Source organism: Carboxylicivirga longa, assembly GCF_050589825.1.
GTDB classification, from domain to species: Bacteria; Bacteroidota; Bacteroidia; order Bacteroidales; family Marinilabiliaceae; genus Carboxylicivirga; species Carboxylicivirga longa.
On record NZ_JBNGOZ010000005.1, the window covers coordinates 151,992 to 173,294 of the forward strand.

General features: G+C 43.2%; 11 protein-coding genes. 4 read left to right on the forward strand and 7 right to left on the reverse strand.

Features of this window, described 5'->3' with window-relative positions:
* The first annotated feature begins 335 nt into the window (after nucleotides 1–335).
* Entirely contained in the window at nucleotides 336–3,182 is a 2,847-nt protein-coding gene (locus ACRD7A_RS06140) for a triple tyrosine motif-containing protein (RefSeq protein WP_430810257.1), read from the forward strand.
* Nucleotides 3,183–3,207: 25 nt separating this feature from the next.
* Here ACRD7A_RS06140 and ACRD7A_RS06145 read toward each other — a convergent pair whose 3' ends face one another.
* Nucleotides 3,208–3,807 carry a hypothetical protein gene (locus tag ACRD7A_RS06145; protein ID WP_430810258.1) on the reverse strand — a complete coding sequence of 200 codons (600 nt, stop codon included), beginning with the start codon at nucleotides 3,805–3,807 and terminating at the stop codon, nucleotides 3,208–3,210.
* Nucleotides 3,808–3,896: 89 nt separating this feature from the next.
* Between ACRD7A_RS06145 and ACRD7A_RS06150 the strand changes: the two genes are divergently transcribed.
* Nucleotides 3,897–4,367 carry a hypothetical protein gene (locus tag ACRD7A_RS06150; protein WP_430810259.1) on the forward strand — a complete coding sequence of 157 codons (471 nt, stop codon included), beginning with the start codon at nucleotides 3,897–3,899 and terminating at the stop codon, nucleotides 4,365–4,367.
* A gap of 84 nt (nucleotides 4,368–4,451) precedes the next feature.
* Here ACRD7A_RS06150 and asnA read toward each other — a convergent pair whose 3' ends face one another.
* Complete coding sequence (gene asnA, locus ACRD7A_RS06155; protein ID WP_430810260.1) at nucleotides 4,452–5,489, reverse strand: aspartate--ammonia ligase; 1,038 nt, start codon at nucleotides 5,487–5,489, stop codon at nucleotides 4,452–4,454.
* 248 nt (nucleotides 5,490–5,737) lie between these two features.
* Between asnA and ACRD7A_RS06160 the strand changes: the two genes are divergently transcribed.
* The gene (locus tag ACRD7A_RS06160; RefSeq protein ID WP_430810261.1) at nucleotides 5,738–6,427 is read left to right on the forward strand and encodes a sigma factor-like helix-turn-helix DNA-binding protein; all 690 of its coding nucleotides are present in this window, start codon (nucleotides 5,738–5,740) and stop codon (nucleotides 6,425–6,427) included.
* A 250-nt stretch (nucleotides 6,428–6,677) separates the two neighbouring features.
* Nucleotides 6,678–12,059, forward strand: a complete 5,382-nt coding sequence (locus tag ACRD7A_RS06165) for an InlB B-repeat-containing protein (RefSeq protein WP_430810262.1) — start codon at nucleotides 6,678–6,680, stop codon at nucleotides 12,057–12,059.
* A gap of 107 nt (nucleotides 12,060–12,166) precedes the next feature.
* Here the strand turns inward: ACRD7A_RS06165 and ACRD7A_RS06170 are convergent, their stop codons facing one another.
* The 5 genes from ACRD7A_RS06170 to ACRD7A_RS06190 form a co-directional block, all read right to left on the reverse strand.
* Entirely contained in the window at nucleotides 12,167–14,470 is a 2,304-nt protein-coding gene (locus tag ACRD7A_RS06170) for a beta-N-acetylhexosaminidase (RefSeq protein ID WP_430810263.1), read from the reverse strand.
* A gap of 275 nt (nucleotides 14,471–14,745) precedes the next feature.
* Nucleotides 14,746–15,228, reverse strand: a complete 483-nt coding sequence (locus ACRD7A_RS06175; RefSeq protein ID WP_430810264.1) for an outer membrane beta-barrel protein — start codon at nucleotides 15,226–15,228, stop codon at nucleotides 14,746–14,748.
* A 103-nt stretch (nucleotides 15,229–15,331) separates the two neighbouring features.
* On the reverse strand, nucleotides 15,332–15,832 hold the full coding sequence (locus ACRD7A_RS06180) for a hypothetical protein (RefSeq protein WP_430810265.1): 501 nt from the start codon (nucleotides 15,830–15,832) through the stop codon (nucleotides 15,332–15,334).
* A 347-nt stretch (nucleotides 15,833–16,179) separates the two neighbouring features.
* Nucleotides 16,180–18,981: a T9SS type A sorting domain-containing protein gene (locus tag ACRD7A_RS06185; RefSeq protein WP_430810266.1), complete on the reverse strand. Its 2,802-nt coding sequence runs from the start codon at nucleotides 18,979–18,981 to the stop codon at nucleotides 16,180–16,182.
* A gap of 174 nt (nucleotides 18,982–19,155) precedes the next feature.
* Nucleotides 19,156–21,303 carry a DUF3858 domain-containing protein gene (locus tag ACRD7A_RS06190; RefSeq protein ID WP_430810267.1) on the reverse strand — a complete coding sequence of 716 codons (2,148 nt, stop codon included), beginning with the start codon at nucleotides 21,301–21,303 and terminating at the stop codon, nucleotides 19,156–19,158.

The following is a 21,303-nucleotide window of genomic DNA, read 5'->3' on the forward strand; positions in this document are numbered from 1 at the left end:
TTTCACCATCTCATGCAAACCGTCCAATCGTCTGGGCTGGTGAAATACTTTTAGCAACAAGGGGGAAGGCGAATTCATAAGATTGAAAAGTCATGAATGAGCCATCCCTTTTAGTTTCTCATTGGTGGTGTGGCTGTATATTGATTGATATATAGGCAATCGCCCGGATTTATCATGCCGCATTGTGTTTATAACAGAAGTTCATGAGTATAATACTTATGGGCTTCTGTTATATTTTTATATATTTAATGCAAAAGCGAAAACATAATAGGCTTTAAGTAGATTAGCCTTTGAAAACGAAACGCATCACTTAACCTGTAAATCGTTCATATCGTATGAAAGGAATCATCTCCTTGGTATTGGTATTCGGAAACTTGATGTTGTCAGCGCAAACCTTCACTGGTGGAATCCCATTTATCACTAATTATTCTGAGAAGGATTTGAAGGTATCCACTGTCAATTATGGTATTATTCAGGATAACAGAGGACTGCTGTACTTTGCCAATGAGTACGGTATTCTGGAGTTTGATGGTAGTGACTGGAACATTGTTACAGCAGTATCAAATCATTCCAATATCAAGTCACTGGCCATTACCAAAAACAACCGAATATATGCCGGTGCACAGGGCGATTTTGGATACGTTGATTATCAGAAGGATAATGGACTGGTCTTTCGTTCGCTGCTTGATTTAGTGCCGGTAGAATACCGTGACTTCAATGATGTGTGGAATATTGTGTTGCATAATAATGAAGTGTATTTTCACACATGGCGGGCTATCTATAAGTATAGTGGCGATGATATTACTGTAATAAAAACGGGCCATAAGATCAAAGGCCTTTTTAAGGTCAGAGATCAGGTGTTGATGCACGATGAATTTGGTTTACACCGTAAAACTAATAACGGTTTTGAAAGGCTGTCAGGATCAACGCCCTTAAGTAATGAAGAGCTTAGGTTTATCCTGCCAATAAATGAAAATGATCTCTTAGTAGCTACACTTGCCGGTGGCTTATTTTTATTGGCCAATCATAATTTACAGCCATTCCACACAGAACCACAAATTGATTTTAAAAGCATTGGCTTATCCACAGGTCATGTGCGTAAAAATGGCGATTTTGTTATCGGTACCCATAAAGCCGGTGTTTACATTCTGAATAATAAAGGTTCCGTTGAAACACAATTAACCAAAGCGGAAGGTCTGCAAAACAATGCGATTCGGGGTTTATATACCGATATCCACAATAACCTGTGGGTAACCCACAAAACAGGGATTGATATGGTTGAGCTATCAACACCTTTGTGCCAAATAAAGCCCAATACCGAGGAGCCAATAGGTGTTTATTCAATTTTAGAACATGAAGGCTATAGGTATTATGCCACCCACGAAGGGCTGTTAAAGCAATCGCTGGTGTCAGGATCCGATCAGTCATTTAAGAGAGTTAAGGGCAGTATTGACATTAACTGGAGCCTGAGCAAATGGGAGGATATTGTTGTATTGGCGCATGCCAAAGGATTTTCGCAACTGCTTAATGGGGAGCTTATTTCGATTTATGGCGGCGAAGGTTGCTGGCTGATTAAGGCTTTGCCACAACATCCGGGTTATTTTATCGGAGGCACGTATCAAGGGCTTGTGTTGCTTAAAAAGGAAGGTGAGCAACTGCGCTTCGTTAACAGGATCAAAGGGTTTAATGAATCAAGCAGAGTAGTGGAAATAGCTGATAATGGCGAAATATGGGTCGCTCATGGCTATCGTGGAATATACAGGTTGGTGCTGAATAGTTCATTGAATGCGATTGCACAGCGGTCGTTTTATGACCATTCAAAAGGATTGCCGTCGCACATGTTTAACACCGTTTTTAAGCTTAATCAAGCCTTGGTGTTTGGCACGCTGGTGGGTTTCTATCACTACGATGCATCAGCCGATTCAATGATAATGAATAAAGAACTGACTGATTGGATAGGGTATGAGCAAGGGCGTTTGGTAAAAGAGGATCCTAAGGGAAATGTATGGTTTGTATCGGGCAATAAATCAGGTGTTATTGAAAAGCACCCCGATGGTAGCCAAACGGTGACAAGCAATCCCTTTAACAAGTTAAATGAATATTATATTCCGGGATTTGAAAACATCTACTTCTCAGATAAGCAAAAGGTTTACATTGGCACTAAAGATGGTGTTATTGTTTATGATGCGGCATTAGAAGTAAATAAGCCGGCCAATTTCAAATGTTTATTGCGTTCGGTGAAAAATGGGAGTGGTGAAAATGTACTGTACGACGATAATATTGAATTTCTGTGCGATACCCTTATGGGGCAGGATATACAACTCTTGTATAAGGAAGTTAAAAACAATAGTCTGACCTTTAGTTTCTCTGCCGGTTATTATGAAAATACTAAAAACATCCGATTTAAGTATTACCTGCAAGGGTATGACAGCGACTGGTCTGAATGGGAGGATATCAGATACAAGGAGTATACAAACCTAAAAGAAGGTGATTACGTGTTTCGTTTGAAGGCCATTAATATTTATGGCGCCGAAACGGACGACATCATCTGCCGTTTTAGCATATTGCCTCCCTGGCACCGAACTATTTATGCCTATGCGGGATATACTGTGCTTTTTATATCCATCTTTTACATGGTAATGAAGGTAAGAGACAGACGAGCCAGGGTTGAGAAACAGCGCTATATTGAAAAGCAAGAACGTATTCGAAAAATAGAGCAGGCGGCCTATCAGGAGGAAAAATTAAGAAATGAACTCCAAAGTAAAAACAAAGAGCTGGCAGCCATTGCTATGAAAACGATTTGTAAAAATGAAAAGCTGGTTGATTTACAGGCTCGCATCATCGCCATTAAAGAAGACGCCACCAAGCAGCTTGAGCAAAAACTATGCGATTTGCTGGGTTTTATTGAACGTGAGATTTCTAATGATGATTGGGATGATTTTGAATTGCGCTTTGATTTAGCGCATAATAATTATATCAAGAAATTAAAGGAAGAATTTGCTGCGCTCACGCCTCATGACCTGAAAATATGTGCTTATCTAAAGATGAATTTGAGCAGCAAGGAAATAGCACAACTACTCAATATGTCTGTTAGGGGTGTTGAGAATGCACGGTATCGGGTGCGGAAACGGCTGGGTTTAGACTCATCAGTCAATCTAACTGATTGGTTAATGAGTCGATAGCTGATGTTTATACCCGATTTCTATGTTATAACCTCCTCTCCATAAAAAATACGATGAGTAGGATTAGCGCTATCCCCACTTTAATCTGCCAGTAGGGAATGGCCATACCTACAAGGGCAGTTATAATAATCGCTTTAAGCAGTCGGCCCGAGCGTCTTTCCATCTTGGATTTAAACTGAACCAGTTTCATTTGATGGTTCTCCATGTCCAGCAGAAAAACGCCATCGTTCTCCACCACGTAATCATATTCAAGTAGTTGACGTCGTGTGTTTTTATTGCGGGCGCTAATGGCCTGAAAACCGCTTTTTACTTCCACAATATATTTCCGGCCATTTTTTTTAACAATGTAGTCGGGTTGAATACTTGCTGTGTGCCGTTCGCCATTTTCAATATAATGGTGTTCGTAGTTGCCCTGATAATCAACTATGGTGTAGCCTTTGCTCTTTAGGAAGTTACGGGCTTGTAGTTCCAGTTTGTTGCCCCGCTCAAAGCGCTTGCGTACTTTGCGCTCCTGCCAATAATTATTTACCTTGTACTTAATTATAAAAAGCATAAGGATGATAATGATGATCAGTAGCAACAGCAGCGCCAGGTGTTCCTGGTTGTGGTAGTCGAATGTGTGCATGCGATGAAATATATTTATAGGAGCAAAAATAATGACTTACGCCGGACGATTGACCGTTTGGGTGAATATAAAATCAGAACATCAAGTATATGAAGACACAGATGCATTGTCTGGGAAAGAGCTTTGGCCCGGTGGCCTCATTTTCCGGTTTGGTTTTGTTGCTGGCGGGTTTAATTTCCCTTGCTCAGGGTGCTTGGGTAGGGGGTGTTCTTATACCTTTAGGGACTTTTATAAGTTTTACCCGTTCGTGTACGCACATCGATTTTGATTTAAAACGGGTGCGTTCGGGCGATAAGCTTTTCGGATTATTTGTCAACGGGCGATGGCAAAAATTGAGGACCGGAATGTATTTGCAAGTGTTTCATTCCGATAAATTATATCGCAATTACAGTCGTGGTAATCGGGTGCTCGATATTGTTCAGAAAAACAATGTGATTCGTCTTTACGATGAGCAGGGAAGGAAGGTTTGCGACCTGATGGCGCTGAAAGAGGGCAGTGATGAGGAAGGGCAGTTGAGCGTGATGTCGGAGCGTCTTGGGCTAATAAGTAAGAAGGAATAAACAAAGCCGGATCGGTTTGCAATCACAAGTATTTTCTTGCGATGGAATCCATCCGGCTTGGCTGATTTTGGACTAAAGAATCGTTTATACCAGTATAATTTTGTTGGCCTTGCACTCTTTGCGCATGTCCTGCGGCCAAATGCTCGACTGTATCTCTCCGATGTGTGCCTTGCGCAGGAAGAACATACACAGTCGCGACTGACCTATGCCACCACCAATGGATAGGGGTAACTCACCTTCAAGCAGTCGTTTATGAAAATCAAGCGTCCTCCGCTCGGGGCATCCTTCCTGTTCCAGCTGTTGCTCCAATACTTGCGGACTCACCCTGATACCCATGGACGAAAGCTCAAAAGATTGTTCCAGCACCGGGTTCCAAACAATGATGTCGCCGTTTAAGCCTCGATACCCATTCACCGTTGGCGTACTCCAATCGTCATAGTCGGGTGCGCGGCCATCGTGTTTTTCGCCGTTGGATAGTGTGCTGCCAATACCGATGATGAAAATAGCGCCGTGCTTTTTTGCGGCGGCATCTTCACGTTCTTTGGATGATAAATCAGGGTACTGGTCAAGCAGATCCTGGGCATGGATAAATGTGATGGCATCGGGTAGTATGGGGCGTATGGCAGGATAGCGTTCATACACCACGAACTCGGTTCGCTTCATCACTTCGTAAATTTTCGTTACTATATGTTTTAGGTAATCAAGGTTGTATTCTTCCTTGGCAATGTGTCGTTCCCAATCCCACTGATCTACATACAACGAATGGATATTATCCAGCTCCTCATCGGGGCGGATGGCATTCATATCGGTGTATAGGCCAAAGCCCTTTTCAATTTCATAATCGGCCAGCATCAGGCGCTTCCATTTGGCCAGCGAATGTACCACCTCGGCCTGCTGATCGTTAAATTCTTTTACCGGAAAGGCTACGGGGCGTTCAGTGCCGTTAAGGTCATCGTTAATGCCGGTACCTTTCATAACAAATAGGGGAGCTGTTACGCGGCGCAGCCTTAACTCAGCCGATAAAGCGGCCTGAAAATGATCTTTGATGGTTTTAATAGCGTGCTCGGTTTGTTTCAAATCCAGCAGCGGATCGTAATCTTTAGGTATAAATAGTTTCGCCATTGTATTAATATTTGTTGATTGATAGCGCAAATATAATAACAAGTTTCAATATGAAACAAAAATAAGCGATAAAAATATAAAATGTCATGAATTAACCTCGATTGAGTATTAAATTAAAATTTCATCTATATTATTTTAGGGAGATGCTTCTTCAAGCTCTGAAGTGTAAGCGGCCAATTAATTGTTAAGAAATGAACGATTTTTTAGTATTTTCGGCATGCCTTAAAATCTGAATCTACTATGTGAATATGAAGCTTACTGAATTAATGCATTCCATTGAAAAATCTGCCTCCAATACTACTGGTCATTTTCTGCTGTCCTTGCAAGGGGTTATTCTGGTGTGTAATGGCTATGGTGCCCAACTGCTTAAGTTTGCTTCATCCACTCAATTGGTGGGGCGGCACCTTAACGACCTTGTGCCCGAAGAGTTTGCCAGCCACCTTCCCGAAGAAATTACAGAGGAACATTTAACCAATGGGCAGTTTTTAGAGCGTGTGAATGTTTGTGCGGATGGCGAGCTCATACCCACCCTGGTTAAGACGCAACGGGTGCGAGTGGGTGATTTGCAGTTAATTGAGTGTTTTATCCGGTTGAATGAGGCCGCTGATGAGCCTATTAAAGCCCTTCGGTACCGACAAACGGCTGATCTGCTAAAGTGCGAAGTGCTGCGACTAAAGCGGCAGGTGAGTCAATCGAAGATTCAGGCCTTAATTGATCAGCGCCTGGTAAAAGCGGCTTGTCGCCTTCAGATACCATTTACACAGGGCGACCTCTTGTTTTGTTCCCTGCTTACAAATGGCCTATCCACTAAAGAAATAGCCGAACAACTTAACATTACACTGGCATCGGCCTATAAGCAGCGTAAACGCATCCGCAAAAAGTTAAGCCTGCCAGTGGAAACCAACCTCTATCATTACCTGATAAGTATTATTGACTAAGCCAGCAGATCAACTTACTGCTTTTCTCGTTTTACCTCGAGCAGCTGTGCCTTTAATGTTGGTAGCAGTGTTCCCTTGATCAATTGACCCCATTTTGTCCCCATCTTGTTTTTGCTGTTTCTGAGCAGCCTCAATACTTTCGTGGCCACAGGCATTGACTCACTCAACACCCAACACGGAGAGCTCCTACTGTTTTCCCTTTTTTATTACAAGTGTCAATGTACTTCATCAACCTTAATTGATTCAAATTATGAAAACATCACACCTGAAGAGAAAAGGTCGAAGCTTAGCAAAATGCGGTATGCTGGTATTGCTAAGTATCTTTTTTACACATTCTACGATTGATGCTCAAAGCACCACAGAAACCCAGGCCGTGAAGCCCACTATAGGTGATGGTAGCACGGAAAATCCCTGGCACATCGAAAAACTGGCCCACCTCAGGTGGCTGTCCGAAGAGACCTCAGCAAAGCAGAGGAAACAAAGCTACACACTGCTAGCCAATATTGATGCTGCCGAAACAAAGACCTGGAATGGGGCTAAGGGCTTTCAACCAATTGATTGGTTTGAAGGCCGGTTTATGGGCAATGGCCATACCATCAGTAACCTGTATATTAATAGACCAGATGAACCGTATGTGGGCTTATTTTCGCAAGTATCTGATGCGACTCTGAAAGGACTTGTTTTAGAATCCGTTGATATATCAGGTGGAGAATACGTGGGAGCTTTGGCTGGTTCTTTTGGTATGTATACAGAAATGACAAAACTGAAGCAGTGCAGTGCTAGTGGCAAGGTTACAGGCAAGAACTATGTGGGCGGCTTATTAGGTAGTACACTTAATGCTTGCGTGGAGTGGTGTTATGCAAAAGTTGAGGTTACAGGCGAGTTTGCTATAGGTGGTTTTTCAGGTCGCATAACAAGTTGGGCTTTGGTGCAGAACTGTTTTACGCAAGGCGACGTTTATGGCCCTAATGATAAGGTTGGTGGATTTGTTGGTTTGGCGGATTATAACGGCCAGATAAAACATTGCTACTCAACCACACCAAGTGTTGGTTTTGGTTCAGATTTAAGTAGGGCTACAATAATTGATTCCTATTTTGTTGGAGAAGGGGTAGATGAAGGAGCTACCGGGTTATCGCCCGAACAGATGGCCGATCAGCAACAATTTGAGGGCTGGGATTTTACTGGTGTTTGGGGCATGGCGGTCTTGGATGAATTAGCTCCGGGGCAAACCTTGCCGTATTTCAACTGGCAGCTGGGTAAGCACGAGCTGTCAATAGTAGCTAACCAGGCCGAAGTGGAAGTAACAGGTGATGGGCACTATGGCCTGGGCGATCAGGTGACCTTGTCGGCTGCAGGCGCCTACCCTTTTTTGCACTGGGAGTGTAAGGGAGAGGTGCTATCTACCGAGCCTACCTATCGTTTTACATTTGGCCATGAGCCCATGCCGGTAAAAGCCGTTTTTGGAGAGGCCATGTACAGCTATGGCGGTGGCGATGGCACATCCGGTAACCCTTTTCAAATAGATGATTATACCCACCTGCTGCTGTTATCCTATAATATGGCTGATTGGGAAAAAGGCTGTCACTATGAGTTAACGGCTGATATTGATATGACGCCTTTAACTTTTAGTAAAGGATTTTTACCCATTGGAAATGGGGTGCTATTTTTCTCAAGAAAGGTATTTAAAGGACAGGTAAACGGGAACTTTAAAACAATCAGTAACCTGATAGTGAACCGACCTGATTTTTCTAAAATTGGATTATTTGGTAAGGTTGATGCATCGCTTATCCGGAATATTGGACTTGAGAATGCTACTGTTAATGGTCAATCTCAAACAGGTGCTTTAGTGGGTGAGGCAGTGAATACGCTTGTGCTTAACTGCTATGCTACAGGAATTGTTACGGGGGAGGATGAATTGGGTGGACTTATTGGAGTGCAAAAAGGTTCTAATTCCTTTTTAAAGAACTCATATGCCGATGTGCAGGTAAATGGTAAGAATTCAGTAGGAGGCCTTATAGGTTCTAATGGGGGTGAGATAGATAATGCCTATGCGCATGGCGAAGTTATTGGATATGATTGTGTGGGAGGATTAATTGGAAAAAATTACTTACAACAGGTGGGGATGACATATGCAAGCGGGGCTGTTACAGGAACTGGTAAGGCAGGAGCTTTGGTGGGAAGTAATCCTTACGGCGCTGCAATACACCACTCATATTATCTTGAGTGCGCTCTGAATAATGGCATTGGTCAGCCACTGGCGGAAGACGCCTTTGCTTTGGCAACTTCATTTCCGGGGTGGGATTTTCAACAAACATGGACTTTTGTAGCGCGAAATAGTACAAGTGGGCAACAGATGTACCCTGCTTTTCTCTGGCAAACGGGCCTTGAAAGGTTAACGATTATTCCCAACTGTAAAGAAGTGGAGCTAATCGGCGCCGGCCATTATAAAGCAGGCACAAAAGTGGAACTTTGGGCCACGGGCGCTTATGCTTTTAGCCATTGGGAACAAGATGGAGTAAAGCTATCGAACCAAAACCCGTTTATTTATACCCTTGAAAGCGGTGGCGCTACCATTAATGCCGTGTTTGAGCCAGAGATATATCCCTTAGGCAGCGGACAGGGAACGCCGGAGGCCCCTTATCAGCTTGGGGAGTTAACTCAGCTGTTGCGTTTGGCTTATGATCCCTTGCTGTGGGATAAGCATTTTGTTCTTACTCAGGATATCGACATGAGTACTTATCAATTCCCGCTTGGTTTTAAGCCGATAGGATCAGCTAATTTGCATCCCACTATCAATTATTTTAGCGGCACACTAGCTGGTAATGGTAATGCCATAAGGAACCTGTATATCAACAGGTCTGAAGAGTCTGATATTGGATTGTTTGCGAACATCCACAGGAGTCAGATTTACAATATAGCCTTGCTGAATGGAGATTTAAAAGGGTATAATAATGTGGGCATGCTGGCAGGGTGTAAATATGATTCCAAACTGACAAATATAGAGTGTTCTGGCAGTGTACAGGGCAGAAATTATGTGGGAGGTGTTTGGGGGAAAGACCTAACCAGTTATCCTGCTACCGGTAGTTCAAATGATACTGAGCAGGTGCGGGTTGAGGTATCTGTTACGGGGAATATCTATGTTGGAGGTGTGGCTGGTCTTAATCAAGATAAGATTCAAAAAGCTGCTGCTTTTGCACAGGTGAATGGAGTAAATGGAGTTGGAGGTCTGGTAGGAACGAACAGAGGTAATCTAGAAAACAGTTTTGTATTTGGAAAAGTTAAGGGAAAAGAGAACATAGGAGGATGCATTGGCAATCATTATTATTATTCAGCAATTATCAATTGCTACGCATTGGTTGATGTAACCGGAATTAATACTGATGAAACTGGAGGATTGGTAGGATATATGTCTGACCCCAACGACATAGTTAGTTCTTATCGTAAAGAAGGAGTTGGAGGGGTAAATAATACCTATGGAACGGCATTGGCAGCAGCAGACTTTGCACAGCAAGCTAAATTTATTGGCTGGGATTTTAAGGATGTGTGGGTAATGTGGACCGATGATAATGGCATCAGGTCACCACGTCTGCGCTACCAGTTGCCTGGTTTAATACCCGTATCCATCCAGGTCGATGGAGGCCGGCAGCAACCTTTGGCCGGTGTTCAGCTCAATATTCCATCGGTTGGCCAATTTACAACGGATGAGCAGGGCAAAGTACAGTTGGAATTACATGCCGGAGACTATCGTGCCACCATAAGCGCTAACGGTTATCCCGCTATGGAAAAAACATTTGCTGTATCGGCCACGGAGGCAAGCTTTGCCTTAAACCTGATGCCTGTGGAATACACCATCACCTACCAGTTAAACGGTGGTGTTAATGCAGAAGGGAATGTGGCTAGCTACACCATTGAAGATAAAACGATGAGCCTACAGCCAGCTACCCGCGCAGGTTATGTCTTTAAAGGTTGGTATAATAATGCTGAATTCACAGGTGAGCAGGTGGCAACTATTCCGCAGGGAAGTACTGGCGATTACTCACTCTATGCAAAATGGGAGCTTATAAGCTATGACATTACCTATCACCTCAACGGCGGTGTTAATGCTGATGGGAATGCGATGAGCTACACCATTGAAGATGAAACGTTAAGCCTACAGCCGGCTACGCGCGCAGGCTATGCCTTCAGAGGTTGGTTCAGTAATGCTGAATTCACAGGTGAGCAGGTAACAACTATTCCGCAGGGAAGTACAGGTCATTATGCACTCTATGCAAAATGGGAGCTGATAAGCTACGGCATTACCTACCAGCTCAATGGCGGTGTTAATGCAGATGGGAATATGATGAACTACACCATTGAAGATGAAACGCTGAGCCTACAGCCAGCTACCCGCGCAGGTTATGCCTTTAAAGGTTGGTATAATAATGCTGAATTCACAGGTGAGCAGGTGACAACTATTCCGCAGGGAAGTACTGGCGATTACTCACTCTATGCAAAATGGGAGCTTATAAGCTATGACATTACCTATCACCTCAATGGCGGTGTTAATGCTGATGAGAATGTGATGAGCTACACCATTGAAGATGAAACGTTAAGCCTACTGCCAGCTACGCGCGCAGGCTATGTCTTTAAAGGTTGGTACTGTAATGCTGAATTCAGATATGAGCAGGTGACAACTATTCCGCAGGGGAGGACTGGTGATTTCTCACTTTATGCAAAATGGGAGCTTATTACCTACAGCATCACTTACCAGCTAAATGGTGGTACCAACTCTATGGGTAATCCGCTTACTTATACGGTTGAAGATGCAACGTGGACGGTGTTGCCTCCTGCAGCACGTGCGGCTTATGAATTTATGGGTTGGTATGCCAATCCTGATTTCACCAGCGAAGTGATTACCACCATTTCTCAAGGCAGCACTGGCGATATGGAGCTGTTTGCTAAGTGGGAGCCCATCGCTTATATCATCATTTATCAACCAAACGGCGGGGTAAATGCTGAGGGTAATCCAATAATGTATACCATTGTTGATGGGTCTATTAGTTTACAGCCAGCTACGCGCGATGGCTATGCTTTTAAAGGTTGGTTCGGTAATGCTGAATTCACAGGTGAGCAGGTAACAACTATTCCGCAGGGAAGTACAGGTCATTACTCCCTCTATGCAAAATGGGAGCTGATAAGCTACGGCATTACCTACCACCTCAATGGCGGTGTTAATGCAGATGGGAGTGTGATGAATTATACCATTGAAGATGAACCGCTGAGCCTACAGCCGGCTACCCGCGATGGCTATGTTTTTAAAGGTTGGTACAATAATGCTGATTTTACAGGGGAAGAGGTGACCACCATTCCACAGGGCAGCACGGGCGATAGGGTGTTGTTTGCGAAATGGGAGCTGTCTACATCTGTCAGCGAGCTAGAGGAGACAAGTAAATTATATCCTAATCCGGCTTCGGGAAGTGTTAATATAGAAGCAGAAGCCAATACACTGGTGGTATTCTACAATGTATCGGGTCAGCTTGTGAAGCAAGTAGTAGCGCTTGGCGGTGCGGAGGTCATTAGTATTGCCGATTTAAAACCGGGGCTCTACATTGTGCGTTTGGGCGATGAGCATATCCGTCTTTTAGTGAAATAGTCGTAATGACTGAATAAAATTTAACCTAAGCCCTTAAAAAGAAGGAAGGTGTCTCATCCGTGAGGCACCTTCCTTTACTTTTAACTATTCCTGACAGCTCCGTGTCTTTATTCCACTACAATTTCATCGATAAACAGGAATACGCCCATTTCTTTTAGCTTCGGGTACTTAGCTTTTACCTTGATAAACTGTGTTTTTACGGGTTCAAAATTCACCGGAATATGCGTATTATTAACGGTTGACGACCATGGTGGCTGATAACGTACTGAGTTTTCCCACACACCCACCGGTTGATAATCTTTACCGTTGTCCGACACGAATACTTCAACGGAGGCAGGGTAAAATATACCGGCCCCATTTTCTTCAATGCAGCTTAATTTAAGCGAGCTGATTGCTTGTACTTCACTTAGTTCAATGTCGGCCTCAAAATCTTTATTCAATATGCCAAGCCATTTGCCATTGCCCCACTTATCGCCTCCGAATTGCGTATCGGTAAGGGTTGCTGCACCGCTCGAAGCGTATTTGTCTTCGGGAGCTGAGTGCAGGGTGACGGTAGCGCCGGCTGCTTTATGAAGAATCGCTTCCTTTACTTCTGTTTTACCGGTTACCTGTCCATCTTTTGTGGCAATGGTTTTAATGGTAGCCGACTCGTTAAGCAGAAAGGGCTGCTCGTATAAAGTGGCATTTTCAGGATTGGGTTCAGAGCCATCGGTTGTGTAATAGATATCAGCATCTAACTCAGTGGTTAGGCTCACTTTTAACTGCTTTTGTTCCCGTAGCAATTCAATCTGAACACTGGGGCGCAAGGCACTGTAGGCATAGTTAATGTCCATGGCCTCGTAATGCTTCAGCATCTGGTTCATTTTTTGTCTGAAGTGCAGCCAGTTTTTTGTGTTGGGTGCCTGCCAGGCAATTTCCGACAGGGCAGCAATGCGCGGAAACAACATGTATTCCACATGCTTTTCGTTGGGCATGTATTCGGTCCAGATATTGGCTTGAACACCCAGTAGCTGGTCAATGTATTTTTGCTCTACTCCGTCAGGAACGGGTTCGTAATCATACACTTTCTTTAGTGGCGCATAGCCTCCAAAGGCTTTGGGTTCTTGTGGGCTGAGGCTTTGGTAGTGGTCGAAATACAGATGCGAGCCGGTGGTTAAAACCGTTGGGTGTCCTTCTTTTAAACAGTCGGCTGCCCCCGATTCGGCTCCCCAATACATCACGGTGGCTGTTGGTGAGAGCTCTCCTTCCATAATTTCGTGCCAGCCGATTAAGCGACGCCCTTTATTTTTCAGGTAAGTGTCAAAATGGTTGATAAAATGACTCTGCAGCTCAAAGGCATCATAGCCTTTGCGTCGCATCAGCTTCTGGCAATCAGGGCAATTGTTCCAGTTGGTTTTATTCACTTCGTCGCCTCCAATGTGTATGTATTCAGAAGGGAAGAGGCCGATGATCTCATCTATTACATCTTCAAGCAGCTTATAGGCCGAAGGGTTGCTGGCGCAATACACGCCACTTCCTTTAACATAACGGCCGCGGGCATCTTTACAGGTTAAGTGGGGGTAACATTGAAACACCACCTCGGAGTGGCCGGGCAATTCTATTTCGGGCACCACTGTAATGAAGCGTTCGGCGGCATAGGCCACTATCTCACGCACTTCCTCCTGCGTGTAAAAGCCTCCATACTTTTCTTCTTTATCGCCTTCGCGCCACACTTCAAACTCTTGCCAGGGCATTAGGTGGGGCTTTACTTTGCGCCAGGCACCAATATCCGTCAGTTCAGGATGCGATTTGATTTCGATGCGCCAGCCAATGCCATCAACCAGGTGCCAGTGAAACACGTTTAACTTGTGCATGGCCAGATAGTCGATGTATTTTTTTATAAACTCCTTAGGCATAAAATGGCGCGACACATCCAGGTGCATGCCTCGCCACTCGAAGCGGGGGCGGTCGGTGATGGTGCCTGCCGGTAGCGTAAGGTTATTGTACGTGCTTGTTATGTCAGCCGGTAATAACTGTCTGATGGTTTCCACTGCATAGAATAAGCCTTGTGGGCCGGCAGCTTTAATGCTGACTGCTTCATCGGTAATATTTAGCACATAGCCTTCGTTGCTCAAGGAATCCAGCTGATTGTCGTAAGCAAAAATAAAAGCCGGTTGCGCCGCTGCATTCTGTGCTTTCCAAGTGGTTTGGAAATCCATTTGGCAGACCTCGCCAAGTAGGGAGATGGCCGGCAGCATACTCGAGTCTTCGATAATCACCGGCGTTGAAGCGTTAAAATTAAAGGCTCCTGTGTCATGCATAACCACCTGTAAGGGCTCCGGAATAATGGATACATTACCAGGCTGTTTGGCCTGACAGGCAGTTAGTAATAGGATAATGATGTACGGTAAAATTGTTTTCAACTTTTTCATGTGTCTAACATTTGTTTTTCAATTGCCACATGGAACTCGCTATTTATGTCAATTCTCAGCATGAGAAAGAACGTCATATGGCTCGCTTCACAATTGTATTTGTTTGTAGGTAGCTAAAATAGCGTAAATCAGCTGGATTTCTTTGATCGGCAAGGGGGATAATTGTTCAATTATCGTTGCCGAATGGCTAAAATATGGAGAGAAAATGACAGCCAAAAAAAACGACTACCCAATAACAAGTAGTCGTTTTGTTTTTATCAATGCTTTTCTCTTTTTTAAAAGAGGTATTGAACACTTGCTCCAATTCGGAAATAGGTGTCGTCAATAATAGTAAAGCGTGCTTCCGGAGCTAAGTTTAATTGCTCGCTTAGCTTATAGTTCATACCAACCCCCAGGTTTAAACCAACATTGGAGTCAGAAGCTGAGCCGCCAATTCCAAAAGGGTTGTCTGGTATATCAAGCTTTACAGAAGTAATGTTTAAACCGCCAATGCCATAAAAGTTCATTTTTTCATCCTGCTGATGGAATACATAGTGGGCATCGAAATCAAAGATGTTAAATGTTACATAATCTTTTTTGAAAATGTGGCTGTAGCCAAAGGCTCCTTCCCATTGGTCGGTAAAAGCATAAACACCGTTAAGGTTGATACCAATGTTACCAATCTCAGTTGCATATACCAATCCGGCACCAGCTCTTATTTTTGAAGAATCGAACGATTGTGCAAACAGGTTGCAAGAAAGGAGCAAGGCAACAAACAATACTAAATTCTTTTCATGATAATCAATTTTGTTGAGGTTTATTTATAATCTTTCCAAATATAGATAATTAAATCATTTTACAGTATTCTGGTTCTCACTGTTTTTAGTTATTTACACTGAACATGACTGAAAAATCGCCCGTGTAGATACCGGTGAATGTTGCGCCATCCACCATTGTCAGGTTCATGTCGAGCGTGTAATTATTCCCTCCATTATGAGTAATCGTAACCTGGCCGCTTTTGAGGTTCGATGTGGTTATATTGGTTATGTCACTATCGGTGTACATGTAGTTAGTGAGCCAGTCGTTGAGTGCTTTGTCGCCTTCCATGGTGGGATAGGAATAACTGCCTGGGATGGTTTCTCGCGTATAGGCATCTATATCGATCGCCAGGTTTTGAACCCCACTGGCATTGCCGCCACTCAAGTTAATGACAGTATGACCGCCATCGCCTGCTGATATACCCATTATGTTCGCCTCATTGATAGAGAAATGTACCCCATCTGCCTTTAAAGAATTTGAGCTGGGGCTTTCATCGTCTTTGCTGCAACTGAGCAGGCTTAAAAAAATGCTTAGTACTAGTGTTGTTTTCAATAGGTGTTTCATTTGTCTGTCTTTTAGTTGTCTTATAATATGTAATTAGCATGCAGTAGTTGCGGGTAAATTATTGATTAATAGCCTCTTATCCTTGGTGGCTATTTTGTGACCGAAAAGTGAGCTGCTGCGCTTATGCAAGAAAAATGTTGGGTCAGATATTCATTTAAAAATAGAACGTGTACTTAGCTGTTATAATAATTATGATAGTATTACGAGAAGCCATAGCTTTTGTTTCGTCTGTACTAGATAATAAATAAAATTATTAACGCTAAATTGTAATTAGGGGAGATGGATGAGTAACAAAAAAAAGCGGTACTGGCAACAGTACCGCTTTTCAGGGGGTGATAATTTTATTTTTAATATGCTGTTTGTATCAGCTTGCCACTGGCAGATTGTTTACCGCACTTTAGTTGATAAAAGTAGATGTTGCTTCCGGCAACCGGGCTCCTGAATTTGAAAGTATATTTTGTTTGGGCACTAACAGGACCTTCGTATAAGCACTGCAGCAGTTTACCGTTAGCACCATAAATATTTAGTACAGCATAGTCATCTTCCGCCGGTGTGAATTCAATGGTTGTTTGTTCAACAAACGGGTTGGGGTAACTCTTTGAAGCGAGTTTTGGCTGAACATTAATATTCAATGTGTCGAACATGATGCACTGGGCAGCTTTATAGGCTACCAAAAAGGATTGGGGCGCAGGTTTTGCTTGCGTACACAGCTTAAACTGCAAGCTAAATGATTCAGGATATTTGCCAAATCCTTCGATGTTATCAATCTTAAACCCATAAAGGCCGGTGGTTGGATCGCTTGAGTTCAATTCCTCCGGCCAGTTTTGGGAGTTGCTTACTTCGCTGACAAAGCCCTCGTCGATACTGATTGTTAAGTGAGATAAATCGTATTGACAATTGCCATTGGTAATTACCTCTGCAGTGTACACATAGCAGTCGTCATTAGTCAATTCCATGTTTATTCCTATGATGTCTAAGCAGTTATTTTCACAGGTGGAAGTATCTGGAGTTTCACCTTCCGTGCCGTCTTCACCTGATGAGTCCTCGTTTGTACAGCTTAAAATAATAGTATCACTTGCAGTACAGCCATCTATACTGGTTACCTCCAGGCTTATGGATGCATTTCCTTCGCCTGATGAATACAAGAGCTGGTTGTCTGTTTGATTTTGAACCAGCCAATTGTTAGCGGTTTGGATAGTCCATTGATAGCTTTCAGCATGTTCTGTAATGGCTTGCAGTACATTATCTGTTGAATTACATAGCGGTGCATTAATTGGGGGCGTTATTTTGACCGATGCTTGCCTTACGGAATCAATTTGAACTGTTTGTGTGAGGTTACAAGCAATTGCATCTTCAATACTAACAGTATACTCGCCCGGCTCAAGGTTATTTCGCACCAAACCTGTATAGCCATCGGACCAAATGGCCACATATGGTTCATTGCCTTCAGAGGGTGTTATTGTTACAGAACCGTACGGCTGCTCGCAGTTGGGCTGAACAATATCAATGTTCGCTTTTAAAACTGCATCGGGACGCTCAATCGTAACATTTTGGGTAATACTACATTCATTGGCATCGATTACAGTAAACTCATAGTCGCCTTCTTTATCAGTAGTCAGTTGATCATCGGGCAGCAGCTCACCCTTATAGTAAATGTCATAAGGAGGTGTTCCCCCATTGGCGTTAATGATTATTAGCATTGTAGAATCCTCTGATTCGCAGCTTTGGCGTCTTACAGCGGCATTCAGTGTAATCGCTTCGGGCTCACTGATTCTGATATACTTTTTGTTGGAGCAGCCCACGCTGTCGGTAACGGTTACCGGATAGTAGTTGGGGGGCAGATTGGTAACAGTGCTTGTGGTATCACCGGTAATCCATTGAATATCGTAGGGCGGTGTTCCGTTATTAATTTCGATACTGATGGATCCCGTACTATCGCCATGGCATAATGGGTTATTAACTGCGGCAGTGATATTCAGCTTTTTGAGTGTGACATATGCCCTTTCGGACTGAGCGCATCCATTGGCGTCGGTAACGGTTATCGTGTGTCCGCCGCTGCTTAGGTCGTTTGCAGTGGCTGTTGTATCACCATTATTCCAAAGATAAGTGTAAGGAGCAAGGCCGCCACTGACAGTGGCTGTAAGGGTTCCCTGACCTTCCTCATGGCATTCCAAAACTGCGTTATCAATGTTGATGGAGAGATCCGATTCTTCCTTAACGCGGAATGCGTAGCTTTTTGCACAAGCCAGTGCATCCTCAACGGTCACGGTGTATAGGCCACCCTTCAGCTTATCAACAGTGGCGGTGGTGTGTCCCGTATTCCAGCTGTATTTATACGGCGGCAGTCCACCTGTTACTTCGATATGAATGGCTCCGTCTGAAAAGCCACAGTTGGAATTTGTGATTGTAGAATTGACTTTAATGCTTTCCGGCTCTGTAAGTGCAGCACTCAAAGTGAGGTTTTCTCCATTGGCATCACTGATGTACACTTCATATTCGCCTGCGGGTAAGTTAGCGATATCCTCTGTAGTAAAGCCATTGTTCCATAGGAAGCTATAGGGGGGTATGCCGCCTCTAACCGATACATCAATGCTTCCATTATCCTCGCCATAGCAAGTGATGGGATGCACTTCGATGGTAGCATCCAGTGCTTGTGAATCAATCAGAATGCTGTCGGTAAAGATGCATGTACCTGTTTTGTAGGCCACAGTAAAATAATTGTTTTTTATCTCTTCCATACAATCTTTATCATCGCTGCATATCGTATAGTTGAGAATAAACGAATCGGCTTTCCCATCCTCGCCAAAGTTAGGGATATCATCCACCTTTAGCCCATAAATGCCGGTGGTGGGGTCCGCACTATTGAGGCTCATTGCCCAGTTTTCAGAATTTGTTGCTTCTGCAACAGTGCCGCAGGGTGCTTCAACGGTCAAGTGGGAGAGGGCCTGTCCGCATTGCTGTGCCGATACCTTTAATTCGATGTGCAGGCATAAATCCTCCTCGATTAACTCAACTATCTCTGTATTGAAGCAATCGTTACACTTTCCCTTGTTGTCTTGTGATAGTCCCTTAAGGGGCATAAGCATAATGCTTAAGAGGAAACAAGATGCCCATAGCTTATTGGCCATTTTAGGGTAAAATAATTTCATAACTAACGTGTTTGAGTGTAAGATTTATACTCTTTTGTCAGCATAAATGTTACACCGGTCAAAAAATCTTTTCACAAACAGCGTTCAAAACAGATAAAAAAACGGCCACCGATCATTCGGCAGCCGCACATATTATACATTATTTGCTTTTTATTAATGAGTAATCAGTATCGATTACAGCTTTTTTAATAATACTTTGCGTTCGCTGAAATTTGCCGCAGCATTCAAGAATTCAACATAGCTAGGCCATGTTTCAGCATTGTCGTAAATATGATTGTAATATTTATTGGAGGTAACAATGAGTTGATCTCCTTCTTTCTTGGCAGTGCTAACAAAGCCCCCTTGTGCGTTCTCAATATTGGTGTTTAACTGATCGATACCTTGCACAGTATAGCCTTTGGGGATAGTAACCCGAATGGTGTAGGAATAGGCGCGAGGGCTGTATTGGTAGATGCCTTGTTGTCGGTCTAATTCTTCTTTTTCGATTTTCGTTTGCTTTTGAATCAACTTTCCAATCTCTACCATATAATTGCGTCCGGCTTTTTTCACCAATTCTGAGGTTTGAAATGTATATTGATATTTCATCTCAGGCAGGGTATCAAAGCGGCCACTCTGGATAAGTTTAAAGTTCGATACAGTATCAATTTTCAAATCGAAACTATTGTCAGTGATTGATTTCAGTGTTTTATTGCGGTACTGTTCCTTCGTTTTAAGATAGGATTCACGAAGCCCTAGTAATTTCTTTTTCAACCAAAGAGTACCCTCAAAATTCTGTTGCATTTTAAACTTCGAACTTTCTTCTTCTTTATAATCGTATATGTCTAGAAGTGTATGTTGCGCATAGTTCTTTTGGTAACCGTTTAAGGTGCTGTGCATACTAATGGAGGCCGACTTAAGATCTTCACTTAGGGTAACATCTAAGGTGTTGACTTCCTTATTATCATCCTTACTTATTACCGGTAAGGAAATTTTCTCCAATTTCCAATCCTTTGAGAGTGCATTGCCATCCAGTATGTAGGCTTCTGTTCCCATCAAATCAGCATCAAAATCTCCAGGGATACGATAATTATCGACAGGCGACAGGTATAGATATTCACCATTTTCTTTAATGCGGAATAAAAATTTCAGTTCCTGTTCCAACAATAAGTCATCAATTGATGCAATGTCTCTTGGTACTGCAATTACAATATCATGGGGTATGTCTTGAGCATCAAGAAACGTAGCAAAACGATCGAAGCTCTGAAATGCATTGTCTTTGTACATCGCCAGGTTTTGATTCCATGTATCTTTATCAGCAATGGTTCTTACTTCGTCCCAGTTAAGCTCCTCGTTACGGCGATAGTAGAAGGCTGCTTTTGCCTTATCCATGCCGCTTGCCTTTTTATCCACATTTTTCTTAACATACTTGCTCATCTTAGAGATGTCAGTTGATACGTTGATGAAGATGTAGCTAAGGAAGTCTAAAAGTTCCTTTTCAGATACTTGACTTTTCACTTCTCCTGGTTCGCCTAAGAAAACATCGTTTTGCCTTACTGCCTTGCCTGATGCATAAGCTGCCCTGAATTTGATAGTAGGTAATTCGCGGTAAGGATAAAACCATCTGGTGGCTTTAACGCCTTCTCGATTTTTATCAACCAGGTAGTAGGTGATCTCATCTGTTTCCTCATCCACCTGTTTTTGCAACTGGGGTGCTCCGTTAACTGCATTCATTGAGATAAAACAGCGGCGTTGGGCTTTAAACTCAAGGCGCTGTTCAACTACAGGGTATTCTTGTGGCAGGTCGTATTGTACGGGGCGGAAATAGTACATGTTGGAGTTAAGCGGAAGAGTTTCCTCCTCACAAATGTAATAATCAAGAATATCGCCTACTTCAAGGTTGGGTATGGCCAGTTTTTTATAGGCCCGGGTTGAGCCACCCTTGTTCATTTCCATTTCAACAGCCGTCGATTGGTCAATAATGATTTCACGACCGTCCGGCTTTACAAGTTTAAAGCCCGTATAAACCGATAAGGCGCGTCGCTCAGAAGGGAAACTGATTTCTGAATATTCTTTTATTGCATTTTTATCGTTGAGTTTAATTCGAATATGATAATAGTTGTTGGTTTGTAGTTCTTTTATAATGGCAGGTTTGCGGTACTCAAAGCGGTTGAGCTGCGCTAGAATGACAGCTGAGCTGCTACTCCATTTGGCAGGTACGTTAGTGTTTGAAAAAGCAGTATTAGCAGAGCTCCACATTTCCGTTTTTATTTCCTCATATTTTTCACCGGCACTAAGCAGCTGGAAGGAGGCAACTAAGAATGTAATTATTAATTTAATTTTCAT

Coding starts and splice junctions, on each gene's coding strand:
- ACRD7A_RS06185 (WP_430810266.1), bottom strand. CDS start 18,981: ATGAAATTATTTTACCCTAAAATGGCCAATAAGCTATGGGCATCTTGT.
- asnA (WP_430810260.1), bottom strand. CDS start 5,489: ATGGCGAAACTATTTATACCTAAAGATTACGATCCGCTGCTGGATTTG.
- ACRD7A_RS06180 (WP_430810265.1), bottom strand. CDS start 15,832: ATGAAACACCTATTGAAAACAACACTAGTACTAAGCATTTTTTTAAGC.
- ACRD7A_RS06165 (WP_430810262.1), top strand. CDS start 6,678: ATGAAAACATCACACCTGAAGAGAAAAGGTCGAAGCTTAGCAAAATGC.
- ACRD7A_RS06150 (WP_430810259.1), top strand. CDS start 3,897: ATGAAGACACAGATGCATTGTCTGGGAAAGAGCTTTGGCCCGGTGGCC.
- ACRD7A_RS06140 (WP_430810257.1), top strand. CDS start 336: ATGAAAGGAATCATCTCCTTGGTATTGGTATTCGGAAACTTGATGTTG.
- ACRD7A_RS06190 (WP_430810267.1), bottom strand. CDS start 21,303: ATGAAAATTAAATTAATAATTACATTCTTAGTTGCCTCCTTCCAGCTG.
- ACRD7A_RS06145 (WP_430810258.1), bottom strand. CDS start 3,807: ATGCACACATTCGACTACCACAACCAGGAACACCTGGCGCTGCTGTTG.
- ACRD7A_RS06170 (WP_430810263.1), bottom strand. CDS start 14,470: ATGAAAAAGTTGAAAACAATTTTACCGTACATCATTATCCTATTACTA.
- ACRD7A_RS06160 (WP_430810261.1), top strand. CDS start 5,738: ATGAAGCTTACTGAATTAATGCATTCCATTGAAAAATCTGCCTCCAAT.